This window comes from Bordetella sp. FB-8 (assembly GCF_000382185.1).
In the GTDB taxonomy this organism is placed as follows: domain Bacteria; phylum Pseudomonadota; class Gammaproteobacteria; order Burkholderiales; family Burkholderiaceae_B; genus Bordetella.
In genome coordinates this window covers 1514476-1530758 of the sequence record NZ_KB907784.1, presented here as the reverse complement: position 1 = coordinate 1530758, position 16283 = coordinate 1514476, and the positions used below count along the sequence as shown (strand labels likewise).

The following is a 16283-nucleotide window of genomic DNA, read 5'->3' as shown; positions in this document are numbered from 1 at the left end:
ATGAGCATGTCCCTTACCTCTCGCTTCGCCGCTGCAGGACTGGCCTGCGCGCTGATGGCCGGCTGCGCCGCGCCATCCCATCCCGATCCCCGCGACCCCTGGGAAGGATTCAACCGCGGCGTCTACAAATTCAACGACACGGTCGATCACCTGGTGATGCGGCCCGTGGCAACGGTCTACACCACGGTCCTGCCCAATCCGGTGCAATCGTGCGTGCACAACATCTTCAGCAACCTGGGCGATATCTGGGGCGGCATCAACCTCATGCTGCAAGAGCGCGGCCTGGATGCCATCAATATGTGGGGCCGCTTCATGCTGAACACCACGATGGGCTTGGGCGGCTGCCTGGACATCGCCTCGCGCACCGGCGACCCCAAGATCCCCAGCGACTTTGGCACCACGCTCGGCGTATGGGGCCTGAAGCCGGGGCCGTACCTGGTGCTGCCCCTGCTCGGACCGAGCACAGTGCGCGACGGCGTAGGCATGACCGCCGACTGGTTCGGCGACCCGCTGGAGCTGCGCGACATCCGCAACGTGGGCCTGCGCAATTCGCTCTACGGCCTGTATTTCGTCGACAGGCGAGCCAGCCTGCTCGATGTGACCAATACGATCGACCATACCGCGCTCGATCCCTACAGCTTCGTGCGCGATGCCTACCTGCAGCATCGCGCGGCCATGGTGCGCGGCAACAAGCCGAACCACGAGGCTCTGCCCAACTATAACGATGACGAGCAAGACAAGGCCGCGCCCATGGCACCGTCCCCGTCCGCCGCGCCGGCCGCGCCGGCCAAGTAAGGAGTTTTCATGTTGTCCTCTTTCCCCGCTATATTGCAGCGCCTGCTGTGCGCCACGCTCCTGGCCTGTGTGGCTGTCGCCGCCCAGGCCCAGACCGACAAGCCCGACCCCAACAGCTCGCCCGAGCAGCTCGTATTCAAGGTCGCCAACCAAGCCCTGGACGCGCTCAAGGCCGGCGGCTCCACCCAGGAAAGCGACATCGCGCGCATCAACAAGGTGGTGGACCAATACGTGCTGCCCCATGTCGATTTCGAGAAGACCACGCGCCTGGCCGCCGGCCGCTATTGGCGCCAGGCCACGCCGCAGCAACGCACCGATCTGGCCCAGGCTTTTCGCGGCACCCTGATCCGCACCTACAGCGGTGCGCTCACCCGCGTGGACCCAAGCACCACCATCAAGCTGCTGCCCAAGCGCTCCAACGACGTGCAGGGCGATGATGCCGTCGTGCGCACGACCATCACCGCCAACACCAACGCCCAGCCCGTCGAGGTCGACTACCGCCTGAGCAAAGGCCCACAAGGCTGGCAGATCTACGACCTGAACGTGGAAGCGGTCTGGCTGATCCAAAACTATCGCAACCAGTTCGCGCAGCAGATCGAGCAGAGCGGCATCGACGGACTGATCAAGGCGCTCAACCAGCGCAACAGCGGCAACTGATCGGAATTTCACCCTTATATAATGTGAAATTCGCTCTTTTCCAGCCCGATCCCAGTGATCGGGCTGATGTTTACCCATGTCCGCCGCCGTCCATCTCGAACACATCTCAAAAATCTACCCGCCGCGCCCGCGCGGCTGGCGCAAATGGCTGGGCCAACCGGCCACCCCGGGGTTCCAGGCCCTGGACGATGTCAGCCTGCGCATCGAGCCGGGCGAATTCTTCGGTCTGCTCGGTCCCAACGGGGCTGGCAAGACCACGCTGATCTCCATCCTGGCTGGCCTGGCCCGCGCCACCCAGGGCAAGGCCAGCGTATGCGGCTACGACGTCGTGTCCGACTACAAGGCAGCACGGCGCGCTCTGGGCGTTGTGCCGCAAGAGCTGGTCTACGATCCCTTTTTCACGGTACGCGAGACGCTGCGCAACCAATCCGGCTATTTCGGCCTGCGCCACAACGACGACTGGATCGACGAGATCCTGCACAACCTGGGGCTGTCCGATAAGGCCGACAGCAATATGCGCGCCCTGTCCGGCGGCATGAAGCGGCGCGTGCTGGTGGCGCAGGCCCTGGTGCACCGCCCGCCGGTCATCGTGCTGGACGAGCCCACCGCCGGCGTGGACGTCGATCTGCGCCACAGCCTGTGGCAGTTCATCTCGCGCTTGAACCGCGCGGGGCACACCATCATGCTGACCACCCATTATCTCGAAGAAGCCCAGGCGCTATGCGGCCGCATCGCCATGCTCAAGCGCGGCAGGCTGGTGGCGCTGGACACCACGGCCGCCTTGCTGGCGCGCGTGGGCGGCGCGGACCTGGAAGAGGCCTTCATGCGCATCATGCACGACGAAGCGCCCGATCCAGCGGCTCGGGAGATCGCGGCATGAATGCGCCCATCGCCCCCCTCGCGCCGCCCACGGCGCCGCTGCAGCCCCAGCTGCAGGCCGGACTGGGTTTTCCAACGCTGCTGCGCAAAGAGTTGCAGCGCTTCTGGAAGGTCGCCTTTCAGACTGTCGCCGCGCCCGTCATCACCGCCTTGCTCTACCTGGTAGTGTTCGCCCACGTGCTCGAAGGCCACACGCTGGTGTATGGGCGTGTGCCCTACACGGCCTTCCTCATCCCCGGGCTGATGATGATGAGCATGCTGCAGAACGCCTTCGCCAACCCGTCCTCGTCCATCATCCAGAGCCGCATGTCGGGCAACCTGGTGTTTATCCTGCTGCCGCCCATGTCGCATTACGAGATCTTCGGCGCCTACGTGTTGGCCGCCGTGGCGCGCGGGCTGGCGGTGGGCCTGTGCGTTTGGCTGGTGGCCCTGTACTTCGCGCCGCTCATGCCGGCGCAGCCTCTTTGGGTGCTGGCCTTCGGCCTGCTGTCCTGCGGCATCATGGGCACGCTGGGCCTGGTCGCCGGCCTCTGGTCGGAAAAATTCGACCAGCTCTCGGCCTTCCAGAACTTTCTCATCATGCCGGCCACCTTCCTGTCCGGCGTGTTCTACTCCATCCATACCCTGCCGCCCTTCTGGCTGGCCGTGTCGCACTGGAACCCGCTCTTCTACACCATCGACGGCTTTCGATACGGCTTCTTCGCCGTGTCCGATGTGTCGCCCTGGCATAGCCTGGCCGTCGTGGCCGGCGTCTTCGCAGCGCTCATGCTGATTGCGCTACGCCTTCTAGCCAGCGGCTACAAGCTCCGTCTCTGATACTTTCGCACAGGATCCGACCATGCTTCCCACCCCCGAACAGGTACGCGATTACATCGCCGCGGGCCTGCCCTGCGAACATGTCGATGTCACCGGCGACGGCTCGCATTTCGACGCCGTCATCGTCAGCAACGCCTTCGAAGGCAAGCGCCCCATCGCTCGCCACCAGCTCGTCTACGCTGCGCTGGGCGATCGCATGAAGGCCGAAATTCACGCGCTGTCGATGCGCACCCTCACTCCCGGCGAATACGCCAAGGCGGGTGATTGATGGACAAATTGCGCATCACCGGCGGCCGCCGGTTGCAGGGCGAAGTCGTCGTCTCCGGCGCCAAGAACGCCGCGCTCCCCATCCTCTGCGCCGGCCTGCTCACGGCCGACCCGGTGCACCTGGCCAATGTGCCGGCGCTGAACGACACCAACACCATGCTCAAGCTGCTGCGCCTGATGGGCGTGCGCGCCGAGCAGAATGGCGAGACCGTCGTCCTGCAAGCCGACAAAGTCGACAAACTCGAAGCCCCCTACGACCTGGTCAAGACCATGCGCGCTTCCGTGCTGGTGCTGGGGCCGCTGCTTGCGCGCTTTGGCCAAGTGCGCGTCTCGCTGCCCGGCGGCTGCGGCATCGGCCAACGTCCGGTGGACCAGCACATCAAGGGCATGGCCGCACTGGGCGCCGAAATCGAGATCGAGCACGGCTTCATCGTGGCGCGCGCCACGCGCCTGAAAGGCGCATCGATCCGCACCGACATGGTCACCGTCACCGGCACCGAGAACCTGCTCATGGCCGCCGTGCTGGCCGAAGGCCGCACCGTGCTGGAAAATGCCGCGCGCGAACCCGAAGTCGTGGATTTGGCCGAACTGCTCATCAAGATGGGCGCCGACATCCAGGGCCACGGCACCGATCGCATCGTCATCGAAGGCGTCCAGCGCCTGCATGGCGCGGAGCACCGCGTCATCCCCGATCGCATCGAAGCCGGCACCTTCCTGTGCGCCGTGGGCGCGGCCGGTGGCGACATCATGCTGCGCAACGTCGCGCCTGACCACATGGGCGCCACACTGGACAAGCTCATCGAAGCAGGCCTGACCATCGAGACCGGCCCCGACTGGATACGCGGGGCCATTTCAGGCCGTCCGCGCGCCGTGGGCGCCCGCACGCACGAATACCCCGGCTTTGCCACCGACATGCAGGCCCAGCTCATGGCCCTGGATGCCGTGGCCGACGGCACCGCGCTCATCGTCGAGACCATCTTCGAAAACCGCTACATGCACGTGCAGGAACTGCGCCGCATGGGCGCCGGCATCGACATCGACGGCCACACCGCCGTAGTGTGCGGCGTGCCCCGCCTGTCCGGCGCCACGGTCATGGCTACCGACCTGCGGGCCTCGGCAGGCCTGGTCATCGCCGGCCTGGTCGCCGAAGGCGAGACCGTGATCGACCGCGTCTACCACCTGGACCGTGGCTACGACCGCATGGAACGCAAACTGAGCGGCCTGGGCGCCCAGATCGAACGACTCACCGGAAAGCCCTGATGGAACCGATCACGCTTGCCCTCTCCAAGGGCCGCATCTTCGACGACACCTTGCCGCTCTTGTCCGAAGCCGGCATCTCCGTACCCGAAAGCCCGGAAGACTCGCGCAAGCTCATCCTGCCCACTAGCGACCCGGGCCTGCGCCTGATCATCGTGCGCGCCTCTGATGTCCCCACCTATGTGCAATACGGCGCGGCCGACCTGGGCATCGCCGGCAAGGACGTGCTGCACGAATACGCCGAGGACCAGCCCGGCCGGCTCTACCAGCCCATCGACCTGGACATCGCCCGCTGCCGCCTGTGCGTGGCCGTGCGCCGCGGCTTCGACTACGAAGCCGCCGTGCACCAGGGCGCGCGCCTGCGCGTGGCCACCAAATATCCGCGCGCCGCGCGCGAACACTTCGCCGACAAGGGCGTGTACGTCGACATCATCAAGCTCTACGGTTCGATGGAACTCGCGCCGCTGGTCGGCCTGGCCGACTGCATCGTCGATCTGGTCTCCACCGGCAACACCCTGCGCGCCAACGACCTGGTCGCCGTCGAGGACATCATGCCGATCTCCTCGCGCCTGATCGTCAACCAGGCCGCGCTCAAGACCCGCCGCGAGCGCCTGCAACCCATCATCGACGCGTTCGCGCGTGCTACGCTGGGTTGATCCAACAAAGCAATGCAATGAGCCGCGCCCTGACCCACTGAACCCAGCATGGACGCCGCGGGCGTAAAGCGCTCAGGCGCCTAAGCGACGGGGCAGTCAGGAAGGGACTTCGGCCGCCTAAGGCGGCGGCCGACCCCGCCGCTTAGGCGCCTGAGCGCTTTACGCCCGCGGCGCCCATGCGGCTCAAAAACTCAGACAAGACCAGATACCATGCCTGCCATCATCAACCGCCTGAACTCCAGCGATCCCGGCTTCAAAGCCGACCTCGCCAAGCTGCTCGCCTTCGAAGCCGGCGAAGACGAATCCATCGACCGCACCGCCGCCGAAATCCTGGCCGCCGTACGCACGCAGGGCGATGCCGCGCTACTGGACTACACGCGACGCTTCGACCGGGTGCAGGCCGATTCCGTCGCCGCGCTGGAGATCCCCAAGGCCGACTGGCATGCCGCGCTCGTCGCCCTGCCCACCGCGCAGCGCGAGGCCCTGCAGGCCGCCGCCGACCGCGTGCGCGCCTATCACGAGCGCCAGCGTGGCGAGACCTGGACGTATACCGAGGCCGACGGCACCACGCTGGGCCAGAAGATCACCCCGCTGGACCGCGTGGGCCTATACGTGCCCGGCGGCAAGGCCGCATACCCGTCTTCGGTGCTGATGAACGCCATCCCCGCCAAAGTGGCCGGCGTACCCGAAGTCATCATGGTCACGCCCACGCCCGACGGCGTACGCAACCCCATCGTGCTGGCCGCCGCCGCCATCGCCGGCGTAGACCGGGCCTTCGCCGTGGGCGGCGCGCAGGCCGTGGGCGCCCTGGCCTACGGCACGGCCACCGTTCCGGCCGTGGACAAGATCGTGGGCCCCGGCAATGCCTACGTGGCCGCCGCCAAGCGCCGCGTGTTCGGCGTGGTGGGCATCGACATGATCGCCGGCCCCAGCGAAATCCTGGTCATCTGCGACGGCAAGACGCCGGCCGACTGGATCGCCATGGACCTGTTCTCCCAGGCCGAGCACGACGAGCTGGCCCAGGCCATCCTGCTGTGCCCGGACGCCGGCTACCTGCAGCAGGTCGAAGCGGCCATCGCAAAGTTGCTGCCGGACATGCCCCGCGTGGACATTCTGCGCACCAGCCTGGCCAACCGCGGCGCGCTGATCCAGGTACGCGACCTGGACGAGGCCTGTTCCATCGCCAACGACATCGCCCCCGAGCACCTGGAAATCTCCACCGAGCAGCCCGAAGTCTGGGCCGCCAAGATCCGCCATGCCGGCGCCATTTTCATGGGCCGCTACGCCTCGGAGGCGCTGGGCGACTATTGCGCCGGCCCCAACCACGTGTTGCCCACCTCGCGCACCGCGCGCTTCTCCTCGCCCCTGGGCGTGTACGATTTCCAGAAGCGCTCCAGCCTGATCCAGGTATCGCGGCAGGGCGCGCAGACGCTGGGCCGCATCGCTGTGGAGCTGGCCATGGGCGAAGGCCTGCAGGCCCACGCCGCCAGCGCCCGCTACCGTCTGGACTAGAATAGGCTTGCAAGACGCGCGGGCGCCCATACGCCCGCGCGTTCCGAACACACCGAGCATTTCGACATGCGCACCGCCGAAATCACCCGTAATACCAACGAGACGCGCATCCGCGTCGCGATCAACCTGGACGGCACCGGCAAGCAGAGCATCGCCACCGGCGTGCCGTTTCTCGACCACATGCTCGATCAGATCGCCCGCCACGGGTTGATCGATCTGGACATCCAGGCCGAGGGCGATCTGCACATCGACGACCACCACACTGTCGAGGACGTCGGCATCACGCTGGGCATGGCGGTGGCCAAAGCCGTCGGCAACAAGGCCGGCCTGCGCCGCTACGGCCACGCCTACGTGCCGCTGGACGAAGCCCTGTCGCGCGTGGTGGTCGATTTCTCCGGCCGTCCCGGCCTGGTGTTCAACATCGACTTCACGCGCGCGCGCATCGGCAGCTTCGACGTCGACCTCACGCGCGAATTCTTCCAGGGCTTCGTCAACCACGCCCTGGTCACACTGCACATCGACAATCTGCGCGGCGTCAATGCGCACCATCAGTGCGAAACCGTCTTCAAGGCCTTCGGCCGCGCGCTGCGTATGGCCGCCGAGGTCGACACGCGCCAGAACGGCGCCATGCCTTCGACCAAGGGCGTACTGTAATAAACCCCGCGGCGCTGCACCCGGCAGTTCCCGCCGCGTCGCCTACCGCTGCGATCACCCATCCACGAGACCCGTGAGCACCATCGCCATCGTCGATTACGGAATGGGCAATTTTCATTCCGTCGCGCGCGCCCTTGCGCACGCCGCCCCGGATGCGGACATCCGCATCTGCAACCAGCCCGGCCAGATCGCCGCGGCCGACCGCGTCGTCTTTCCCGGCCAGGGCGCCATGGCCGACTGCATGCGCACGCTGCACGAGTCGGGCCTGCGCGAGTCGGTGCTGCGCGCCGCGCGCGAGAAGCCTCTGCTGGGCGTGTGCGTGGGCGAGCAGATGTTGTTCGAGCGCAGCGAAGAAGGTGACACGCCCGGCCTGAGCGTCTTCGCCGGCACGGTGCGCCGCTTCACCGGCCCGCAGTTCGCCGAACCGGCGGCCGGCGAACCGGCGGCCGACGACGGCCTGGAACGCCTGAAGGTGCCGCACATGGGCTGGAACCGCGTGCGCCAGACGCGCCCGCATGCCCTGTGGGAAGGCATTCCCGACGGCACGTACTTCTATTTCGTACACAGCTATTACGCCGCCCCCGCCGACCCCGGACTGACCGTGGGTATGAGCGACTACGGCCTTGCCTTTACCTGCGCCGTAGCCGCGGCTAACATTTTCGCGGTGCAGTTCCATCCGGAAAAGAGCGCCGCACACGGTTTGCGGCTCTACCGCAATTTTGTAGACTGGAACCCTTAACACCCCGCCTGCCGGGCTTGCCCGTCATGCATGGCAAGCCATTTTTCTTCACCTTCCACACTTCAAGACAAGCGCCATTGACCATGCTGCTGATCCCCGCCATCGACCTCAAAGATGGGCACTGCGTGCGCCTGCGCCAGGGCGACCTGGACGATGCCACGGTGTTCTCCGAAGAACCCGCCGCCATGGCCCGCCACTGGCTGGAACTGGGCGCGCGGCGCCTGCACCTGGTTGACCTGAACGGCGCCGTGGCCGGCAAGCCCGCCAACAGCGTCGCCATCAAGGCCATCCTGCAAGCCGTGGGCGACGAAATCCCGGTACAGATCGGCGGCGGCATCCGCGACCTCGACACCATCGAGCGCTATCTCGACGCCGGCATCTCCTACGTCATCATCGGCACCGCCGCGGTCAAGAACCCGGGCTTCCTGCACGATGCCTGCGGCGCTTTCCCCGGCAGCATCATCGTCGGCCTGGACGCGCGCGACGGCAAAGTGGCCACCGACGGCTGGAGCAAGCTCACCAAGCACGACGTGCTCGACCTGGGCAAGAAATTCGAAGACTACGGCTGCGAAGCCATCATCTACACCGACATCGGCCGCGACGGCATGCTTTCGGGCGTGAACATCGAGGCCACCGTGCGCCTGGCGCAGCACGTGCGCATCCCCGTGTTCGCCTCCGGCGGCATCGCCGGCATCGCCGACATCGACGCCCTTTGCGCCGTCGAAGACGAAGGCATCGAAGGCGCCATCCTGGGCCGCAGCATCTACGAAGGCACGCTCGACTTCGAGGCCGCACAGGCCCGCGCCGACGAACTCGCGCAATGAACAGCGACAACGCCCGCACGACGCATCTCCCCCCCCCCCCTCTCGGAGGGGGGGACCAAGGGGGGGGAGTCCACGGACGCCCCGCAAGGGATGATGCGCCGAGTCAAAGCGCGACAAGCGCTTTGACTCGGCGCATCATCCCTTGCCTGGACGTCACCGCCGGGCGCGTGGTCAAGGGCGTGAACTTCGTCAACCTTACCGACGCCGGCGACCCGGTCCAGATCGCGCGCCGCTACGACGAGCAGGGCGCCGACGAGCTCACCTTCCTGGACATCACCGCCACCAGCGACGGCCGCGACTTGATCCTGCCCATCATCGAGCAGGTGGCCTCGCAGGTCTTCATTCCGCTCACGGTGGGCGGCGGCGTGCGCCAGGTGTCCGACATCCAGCGCCTGCTCAACGCCGGCGCGGACAAGATCAGCATCAACAGTGCCGCCGTGGCCAATCCCGAACTGGTGCGTGCCGCCAGCGACTACCACGGCTCGCAATGCATCGTGGTGGCCATCGATGCGCGCAAGGCCTCATCCGAAGGCGCGCCCGACCGCTGGGAGGTCTACACCCACGGCGGCCGCAAGGCCACAGGCCTGGACGCCATCGCCTGGGCGCGCCGCATGGCCGCCTACGGCGCGGGCGAGATTTTGCTCACCAGCATGGACCGCGACGGCACCAAAGCCGGCTTCGACCTGGCGCTCACGCGCGCGGTGTCCGACGCCGTACCCGTGCCCGTGATCGCCTCCGGCGGCGTGGGCAATCTGCAGCACATGGCCGACGGCGTCACGCTGGGCCGCGCCAGCGCCGTGCTGGCGGCCAGCATCTTCCACTTCGGCCAGCATTCCGTGCGCGAGTGCAAAGCGTACATGGCCGAGCGCGGCATCCCCGTGCGGCTCTGAAAAACCGCCAGCGAGACTTTCATGTGCGACACCCACCGCAAGCCCCCCGTCGACACCGGTCAGCCCGACTGGCTGGCCGAGGTCGCCTTCGACGAACAAGGCTTGATCCCCGCCATCGCCCAGGACGCCAATACCGGCCAGGTGCTGATGGTGGCCTGGATGAACCGCCAGTCACTGTACGAGACCGCCGCCACCGGCCGCGCCGTGTACTGGTCGCGCTCGCGCAAGCGTCTGTGGCGCAAGGGAGAGGAATCCGGCCACGTGCAGCAGGTGCATGAGCTGCGACTGGACTGCGACGGCGATGTCATCCTGCTCAAAGTCGAGCAGATCGGCGGCATCGCCTGCCACACCGGCCGCGCCAGCTGCTTCTACCGCCGCCTGGACGGCACGGCCGAGCAGGCGGCCTGGATCACCGTCGACCCGGTGCTCAAAGACCCCGAACTGATCTACAAATGACCGATCCCGTATCCACCGGCGACCTGCTGGCCCGCCTGGCCGACACCCTGGCCATGCGTCGTCCCGACCGCGGCGGCGACCCGCAAACTTCCTATGTGGCCAAGCTCCTGTCCAAAGGACCCGACGCCTTTTTGAAGAAGATCGGCGAGGAAGCCACCGAACTCGTCATGGCCGCCAAGGACGGGCAGGCCGAGCGCATCGTTTCCGAAACCGCCGATCTGTGGTTCCATTGCTTGGTCGCGCTCACGCACTACAATCTGCGCCCCGAGGACGTGCTGGCCGAACTGGCCCGCCGCGAGGGTCTTTCCGGACTTGAAGAAAAAGCCCGTCGTCCTGCCTAATGAGGCATCCATGAGCGAAAACTGTATCTTCTGCAAGATCGTCAAAGGCGACATCTCGTCCACGAAAGTCCACGAGGACGAGGATTGCGTCGTCTTTCACGACATCAACCCTGCCGCGCCGGTGCATCTGTTGGTGGTTCCGCGCAAACACTTTGTTTCACTGGAAGACGTTAGCGCCGCCGACGCCGGTTGGTTGGGTAGAATGATGGTCTTGATCCCACGGTTGGCTGCCGAGAACGGTTGCCGCCCCGGGCCCGAAGGCGGGTTCCGCCTGGTTGCCAACGCCGGCAAGGACGGTGGCCAGGAAGTCCCCCATCTGCATTTCCACATACTCGGCGGCCCGCGCCCATGGCAGGCACGCATGGCCACGCCGGCCGCTTAAAGGAGTCTCTCAAATGGGCAGCTTCAGCATTTGGCATTGGATGATCGTTCTGGTGATCGTGGCTTTGATCTTCGGCACCAAGAAACTGCGCAACGTCGGCTCCGATCTCGGCGTAGCCGTCAAGGGCTTCAAGGAAGGCATGAAGGACGGCGCCGCTGACCCGGCCCCGCAGCAAGTCGCGCAAAAGATCGTCACGGGCGAGACCATCGACGTCGAGGCCAAAGAGAAAACCCAGCCCTGATGTTCGACTTCAGTTTTGCCGAACTGGCGACCATCGGCGTAGTCGCGCTGGTGGTCATCGGTCCCGAGCGCCTACCCAAGGTGGCCCGCACCGTCGGCCATCTGATGGGCCGTGCGCAGCGTTATGTCAACGACGTCAAGGCCGACATCCAGCGCGAGATCGAGCTCGACGAGTTCCGCAAGCTCAAGCAGGGCATGGATGAAGCCGCGGGCGAACTGCGCAACTCGCTGCAGGAAACCCAGAACACCATCCACAGCGCCGGGCAAACCTTGCAGGCCCAGCTCGACGACGCCATGGCCGAGACCAAAAAGCGCATCGTCGATCCCAACGCCGCGTTGGCCGAGCAGCCTGTTGCAGAAGCTGCGGCGCCTGCCCTGGCCGCGCCCGAGGCCGGCGCACAGGAAACGGCATCCGCCGAGCCTGCCCCGGTCCCGACACAGGTCCATTCGGCTCAGGCCGAACTGCCTCTGGCCCAAACCATGCCCGCGGTTGCCGCGCCGCCCGAGCCGCCGGCCAAACCACCCGTCAACCCCACCACGGGTACGCCCACGTGAGTTCTACCGCCAGCCCCGAAGAAGAAACGCAGAAAGAAGAAAGCTTCATCTCCCACCTGATCGAGTTGCGCTCGCGCCTTATCAAGGCCGGCGCGGCGGTAGCGGTGGTATTCATTGCGCTCTTTCTCTACCCCGGTGCCTCGTTCATCTACGATCTGCTGGCCAAACCCATGCTCAATGCGTTGCCGCAGGGCACGCACATGATCGCCACCGGCGTCATCACGCCCTTCATGGTGCCGGTCAAGGTCACCATGATGGCCGCCTTGGTGATCGCCCTGCCCATCGTGCTCTACCAGGCCTGGGCCTTTGTCGCCCCCGGCTTGTACCGCCACGAAAAGCGCCTGGCACTGCCGCTCATCGTCTCCACTACGCTGCTCTTCATCCTGGGCATGGCGTTCTGCTATTTCTTCGTCTTTCGCACGGTCTTCCATTTCATTGCCAACTTCGCCCCGCACTCGATCACGCCAGCGCCGGACATCGAGGCCTACCTCAGCTTCGTCATGACCATGTTTCTGGCCTTCGGCGTCACCTTCGAGGTACCGGTGATCGTGGTGCTGCTGGTCAAGACGGGCATCGTGCAGTTGGACAAGCTGCGCAGCATGCGCGGCTACATGATCGTGGCCGCCTTCGTCATCGCCGCCGTGGTCACGCCGCCCGACATGCTCAGCATGTGCCTGCTGGCCGTACCCCTGTGCCTGCTCTTCGAGCTGGGGTTGCTGGCCGCCCGCTTCGTACAGCCCAGAAAGAGCAAGGAAGAATCCGCCTCCACCGACCTGACCGAGCGCGACTGAACGGGCGGCCTGCATAGGTGCGGCCTGCATAGGTGCGGCCTGCAATAGGTGCGGCCTGCCTAGGCACCGCACACACCTGCGTCCGCATGCGCCGGCACGGCCGACCCGACGCAGCCTGCGCCTTGTGGCTACTTTACCCGGGCAGCGTGGATGATCTTGCCCATGACCTGCCGCGCCGCCGCAACGGGAATGGCAAAACCGATGCCCATTGAACCGCCTGTGTCCGAATAAATGGCGGTGTTGATACCCACCAATTGGCCGCGGGTATCGATCAAGGCGCCGCCCGAATTGCCCGGATTGATGGCCGCGTCGGTCTGAATGAAATTCTCGAACGTGTTGATACCCAGCCCATTGCGGCCCAGGGCCGAGACGATGCCTTGCGTCGTGGTCAGCCCCACGCCGAACGGGTCGCCGATGGCCAGCACCACGTCGCCCACCCGCAGGGAGTTGTCGGGCGCCAGCGCCGCTACCGGCAAACGGCTCAACTTGCCCTCCAGCTTGAGCACGGCCAAGTCGGTATCCGGATCCGAACCCACCAACTTCGCTGCCGTCTTGCGACCATCACTCAAGACAACCTCGATGGCATCAGCCGCCTCGACCACATGGTAGTTGGTCAGCACGTAGCCGTCCTTGCGCATGATCACGCCCGAACCCAGGCTGGAGGCGGACCGGCGCCGGCTCATGCCCGGCACCTGCTCGAGCAGGTGCTGCAGCGTGGGATCGTCGGGCAACGGCACCAGGGGTACATCCACGTGTTTGGTGGTGTACACGTTGAGCACCCACGGCATCGCGCGCGCCGCGGCGTCGGCATACGACACCAGGCCGCCGCGCCGCACTGCCGCCGGCCCACGGCCCAGCACCGGGCTGCCCGGATTGGGCAAGCGCGACGGCGGCTCCAGATCGGCCTGCCGCGGCGCGGGCTGATACGGCCCGGCCAGTCGCAGCCAGTCCGGCCGCAGCGTGGTGATGACGAATAAAATGGCCAGACAAATCGTGACGGCCTGTGCAAATATCAGCCAAAGGCGACGCATGATCCCTTGGAACACCTCAACGATGAAAACGATCGCCACCCGCGAACTGGCCGCTTGGCTGGACGACACCCTGCAAGCCGCGCGTTTCAAGGACTACTGCCCCAATGGCCTTCAGGTCGAAGGGCGCGAGCGCATAGGTTCCATTATCGCCGGGGTCACGGCCAGCGAGGCGTTGCTGCGCGCCGCCGTCGAACGCAAGGCCGACGCTGTGCTGGTACACCACGGCTGGTTCTGGAAAAACGAAGACCCGCGCGTACGCGGTCCCCGCCGCACGCGGCTGGCGCTGGCGCTGGCCCACGAGATCAACCTCTTCGCCTACCACCTGCCGCTCGATGCCCACCCCAGGCTGGGCAACAACGCTCAGCTTGCCGGTATCCTGGGCCTGACGCCGCAAACCGGCGCGAACGGCCTGCCCGACACCTGCGGGCCCGACAATCTCATCTGGCTGGGCACCGCCCCCGGGCTGTCCACGCTGGGCGAACTCGCCGAACGCGTCGCCCAGCGCCTGAACCGCGCGCCCCTGACCGTGGGCGATCTCGCGCAACCCATCGGCCGCATCGCCTGGTGTACCGGTGCCGCACAAGGCTGGCTGGACGCCGCCATCGAAGCCGGCGCCAACGCCTACATCACGGGTGAAGCCTCGGAGCCGACCGTGCATCTGGCACGCGAAACCGGCACCGGATTCATTTGCGCCGGCCACCACGCCACCGAGCGCTACGGCGTGCAGGCCTTGGGCGCGGCTGTGGCCGAGCATTTCGGGATCAAGGTCGAATTCATCGATATCGACAACCCGGTGTGACCTGCGGCTTCAGGCCACCCCGGCCGCATGCGCCTGCTGGTCCGCATGGTATGAAGAGCGCACCATCGCCCCCACCGCGGCGTGCGTGAAGCCCATCGCATACGCCTCGCGCTCGAACATCGCGAACGTATCGGGGTGCACATACCGCTGCACCGGAAGGTGATACTCGGAAGGCTGCAGATACTGCCCGATAGTGATCATGTCCACATTGTGCGCACGCATGTCGCGCATCACCTGCAGGATTTCATCATCGGTTTCGCCCAGACCCAGCATCAGGCCGGACTTGGTGGGCACGTCCGGATGCAGCGCCTTGAATTCGGCCAACAGCTTGAGCGAATGCGCGTAATCGGCACCGGGCCGGGCCTTCTTGTACAGACGCGGCACCGTTTCCAGGTTGTGATTCATCACATCCGGCGGACCGGCGTTCAGAATGGCCAGCGCGCGATCCAGGCGACCGCGGAAATCCGGCACCAGGATCTCGATACGCGTATTGGGCGACAGCTCGCGCGTACGGGCGATGCAATCGACGAAGTGCGCTGCGCCGCCGTCTTTCTGGTCGTCGCGATCCACCGAGGTGATCACCACGTAATTGAGCTTGAGCGCGGCAATAGTGCGCGCCAGGTTGATCGGCTCGTCCTTGTCCAGCGGGTCGGGATAACCGTGGCCCACATCGCAGAACGGGCAGCGCCGCGTGCACTTATCGCCCATGATCATGAAGGTGGCCGTGCCCTTGCCGAAGCATTCGCCGATGTTCGGGCAGGAGGCTTCTTCGCACACCGTATGCAGATTGTGCTCGCGCAGAATGCGTTTGATCTCGAAAAAGCGCGAGCCGGTCGTGGCCGCCTTCACGCGGATCCATTCGGGCTTCTTCAACCGGTCGGCCGGCTTTTCGACCTCGATGGGAATGGTCTTGACCTTGAACTTGTTCTTTTGCTTCTGATGCGGGTCAGAAGCCTGGGGCGCGGCGAGAGATTCAGGTACAGAAGTCATTGCAGGGGTTCCGTTCGTCCGAACCCCATTCTACTGCTACCCCGGCTGCGGGCCGGCTGGCGTGCGCGGGGCGGACAGGGCACGCTCCAGGGTCAGGGCCAGCCGCTCGCCCGCTTCCCGCAGGCCGATGCGGCACCCGCACGCGGCCAGGTCGACGGTGCGCAAACCCTCATAGCCGCAGGGGTTTATCCAGGTGAAGGGGGCCAGGTCCATATCCACGTTGAGCGCCACGCCGTGGTACGTGCGGCCGTTGCGCACCTTGATGCCTAGTGCGGAGATCTTGGCCAGTTCCGTCGGCTGCGTTGCCGCGACAGATCCGCCTCTGCCACGCGGCCAGGACACATAGACGCCTGGCGCGCCGGGTTTCAGGCATGCATCGGCAATACCCAGCTCGCGCAGCAGATCGATCACGGCCTGCTCCACGCGGCGCACATATTCCTTGACGAAGTAACCGGCTCGCTGCAGATCCAGCAGCACGTAGGCCACGACCTGCCCGGGGCCGTGATAAGTGACCTGGCCGCCGCGGTCGGTCCGGACTACCTCGATGCCATGCGCGTCCAGGATGTGCTCGGGCTTGCCCGCCAGGCCCAGGGTGAAGACGGGCGGGTGCTCGACCAGCCAGATCTGGTCGGGCGTATCGACCGAGCGCGCCTCGGTGAAGGCCCGCATGGCCTCCCAGGTTTCCCGATACGGCGCCGGGGAGGGCAGAACGCGAACCTGCATCACACTGCTTTCATATCAAAGACGGCCGG

General features: G+C 65.9%; 21 protein-coding genes and 1 pseudogene. 19 read left to right on the top strand and 3 right to left on the bottom strand.

All coding sequences use genetic code 11. The annotated features are described in order from the left end of the window. The 18 genes from H143_RS0107350 (at position 1) to tatC (ending at position 12711) form a co-directional block, all read left to right on the top strand. Positions 1–795, top strand: coding sequence for a VacJ family lipoprotein (locus H143_RS0107350; RefSeq protein ID WP_019937584.1), 795 nt, complete (start codon positions 1–3; stop codon positions 793–795). A 9-nt stretch (positions 796–804) separates the two neighbouring features. Beyond that, on the top strand, positions 805–1452 hold the full coding sequence (locus H143_RS0107345; protein WP_019937583.1) for a phospholipid-binding protein MlaC: 648 nt from the start codon (positions 805–807) through the stop codon (positions 1450–1452). Positions 1453–1528: 76 nt separating this feature from the next. Next, positions 1529–2332 carry an ABC transporter ATP-binding protein gene (locus H143_RS0107340; protein ID WP_019937582.1) on the top strand — a complete coding sequence of 268 codons (804 nt, stop codon included), beginning with the start codon at positions 1529–1531 and terminating at the stop codon, positions 2330–2332. Next, positions 2329–3147, top strand: coding sequence for an ABC transporter permease (locus tag H143_RS0107335; protein ID WP_019937581.1), 819 nt, complete (start codon positions 2329–2331; stop codon positions 3145–3147). The genes H143_RS0107340 and H143_RS0107335 overlap by 4 nt, the downstream gene beginning before the upstream one ends. A 22-nt stretch (positions 3148–3169) precedes the next feature. Further along, positions 3170–3415, top strand: a complete 246-nt coding sequence (locus tag H143_RS0107330; RefSeq protein WP_019937580.1) for a BolA family protein — start codon at positions 3170–3172, stop codon at positions 3413–3415. Then, the gene (murA, locus tag H143_RS0107325) at positions 3415–4674 is read left to right on the top strand and encodes a UDP-N-acetylglucosamine 1-carboxyvinyltransferase (RefSeq protein WP_019937579.1); all 1260 of its coding nucleotides are present in this window, start codon (positions 3415–3417) and stop codon (positions 4672–4674) included. Before H143_RS0107330 ends, murA begins: the two co-directional genes overlap by 1 nt. Beyond that, positions 4674–5327 (top strand): ATP phosphoribosyltransferase, encoded by a 654-nt coding sequence (gene hisG / locus H143_RS0107320; RefSeq protein WP_019937578.1) that lies wholly within the window; start codon positions 4674–4676, stop codon positions 5325–5327. The genes murA and hisG overlap by 1 nt, the downstream gene beginning before the upstream one ends. 210 nt (positions 5328–5537) lie before the next feature. Continuing rightward, positions 5538–6839: a histidinol dehydrogenase gene (hisD, locus tag H143_RS0107315; protein ID WP_019937577.1), complete on the top strand. Its 1302-nt coding sequence runs from the start codon at positions 5538–5540 to the stop codon at positions 6837–6839. A gap of 66 nt (positions 6840–6905) precedes the next feature. After that, entirely contained in the window at positions 6906–7493 is a 588-nt protein-coding gene (hisB, locus tag H143_RS0107310; protein ID WP_019937576.1) for an imidazoleglycerol-phosphate dehydratase HisB, read from the top strand. A 73-nt stretch (positions 7494–7566) separates the two neighbouring features. After that, positions 7567–8232 (top strand): imidazole glycerol phosphate synthase subunit HisH, encoded by a 666-nt coding sequence (gene hisH, locus H143_RS0107305; protein ID WP_019937575.1) that lies wholly within the window; start codon positions 7567–7569, stop codon positions 8230–8232. Positions 8233–8315: 83 nt separating this feature from the next. Next, positions 8316–9056, top strand: coding sequence for a 1-(5-phosphoribosyl)-5-[(5-phosphoribosylamino)methylideneamino]imidazole-4-carboxamide isomerase (gene hisA, locus H143_RS0107300; protein WP_019937574.1), 741 nt, complete (start codon positions 8316–8318; stop codon positions 9054–9056). A gap of 122 nt (positions 9057–9178) precedes the next feature. After that, entirely contained in the window at positions 9179–9946 is a 768-nt protein-coding gene (hisF, locus tag H143_RS0107295) for an imidazole glycerol phosphate synthase subunit HisF (RefSeq protein ID WP_019937573.1), read from the top strand. 21 nt (positions 9947–9967) lie between these two features. Next, on the top strand, positions 9968–10402 hold the full coding sequence (gene hisI, locus H143_RS0107290; protein ID WP_019937572.1) for a phosphoribosyl-AMP cyclohydrolase: 435 nt from the start codon (positions 9968–9970) through the stop codon (positions 10400–10402). Beyond that, positions 10399–10743, top strand: coding sequence for a phosphoribosyl-ATP diphosphatase (locus tag H143_RS0107285; protein WP_019937571.1), 345 nt, complete (start codon positions 10399–10401; stop codon positions 10741–10743). Before hisI ends, H143_RS0107285 begins: the two co-directional genes overlap by 4 nt. A gap of 10 nt (positions 10744–10753) precedes the next feature. Beyond that, positions 10754–11125 carry a histidine triad nucleotide-binding protein gene (locus H143_RS0107280; RefSeq protein WP_019937570.1) on the top strand — a complete coding sequence of 124 codons (372 nt, stop codon included), beginning with the start codon at positions 10754–10756 and terminating at the stop codon, positions 11123–11125. A 13-nt stretch (positions 11126–11138) separates the two neighbouring features. Continuing rightward, positions 11139–11366, top strand: coding sequence for a Sec-independent protein translocase subunit TatA (gene tatA / locus H143_RS0107275; RefSeq protein ID WP_019937569.1), 228 nt, complete (start codon positions 11139–11141; stop codon positions 11364–11366). Next, positions 11366–11920, top strand: coding sequence for a Sec-independent protein translocase protein TatB (tatB, locus tag H143_RS0107270; protein ID WP_019937568.1), 555 nt, complete (start codon positions 11366–11368; stop codon positions 11918–11920). The genes tatA and tatB overlap by 1 nt, the downstream gene beginning before the upstream one ends. Further along, entirely contained in the window at positions 11917–12711 is a 795-nt protein-coding gene (tatC, locus tag H143_RS0107265; protein ID WP_019937567.1) for a twin-arginine translocase subunit TatC, read from the top strand. Before tatB ends, tatC begins: the two co-directional genes overlap by 4 nt. Before the next feature lie 131 nt (positions 12712–12842). Here the strand turns inward: tatC and H143_RS20185 are convergent. Continuing rightward, positions 12843–13742: pseudogene (locus tag H143_RS20185) on the bottom strand (trypsin-like peptidase domain-containing protein); the annotation flags it as partial. 22 nt (positions 13743–13764) lie between these two features. Between H143_RS20185 and H143_RS0107255 the strand changes: the two are divergent. Next, complete coding sequence (locus H143_RS0107255) at positions 13765–14541, top strand: Nif3-like dinuclear metal center hexameric protein (RefSeq protein ID WP_019937565.1); 777 nt, start codon at positions 13765–13767, stop codon at positions 14539–14541. Positions 14542–14550: 9 nt separating this feature from the next. Here H143_RS0107255 and lipA read toward each other — a convergent pair whose 3' ends face one another. Both lipA and lipB read right to left on the bottom strand, forming a co-directional pair. Next, positions 14551–15531 (bottom strand): lipoyl synthase, encoded by a 981-nt coding sequence (lipA, locus tag H143_RS0107250; RefSeq protein ID WP_019937564.1) that lies wholly within the window; start codon positions 15529–15531, stop codon positions 14551–14553. A 36-nt stretch (positions 15532–15567) separates the two neighbouring features. Next, on the bottom strand, positions 15568–16254 hold the full coding sequence (gene lipB, locus H143_RS0107245; RefSeq protein WP_019937563.1) for a lipoyl(octanoyl) transferase LipB: 687 nt from the start codon (positions 16252–16254) through the stop codon (positions 15568–15570). Between the last annotated feature and the right edge of the window lie 29 nt (positions 16255–16283).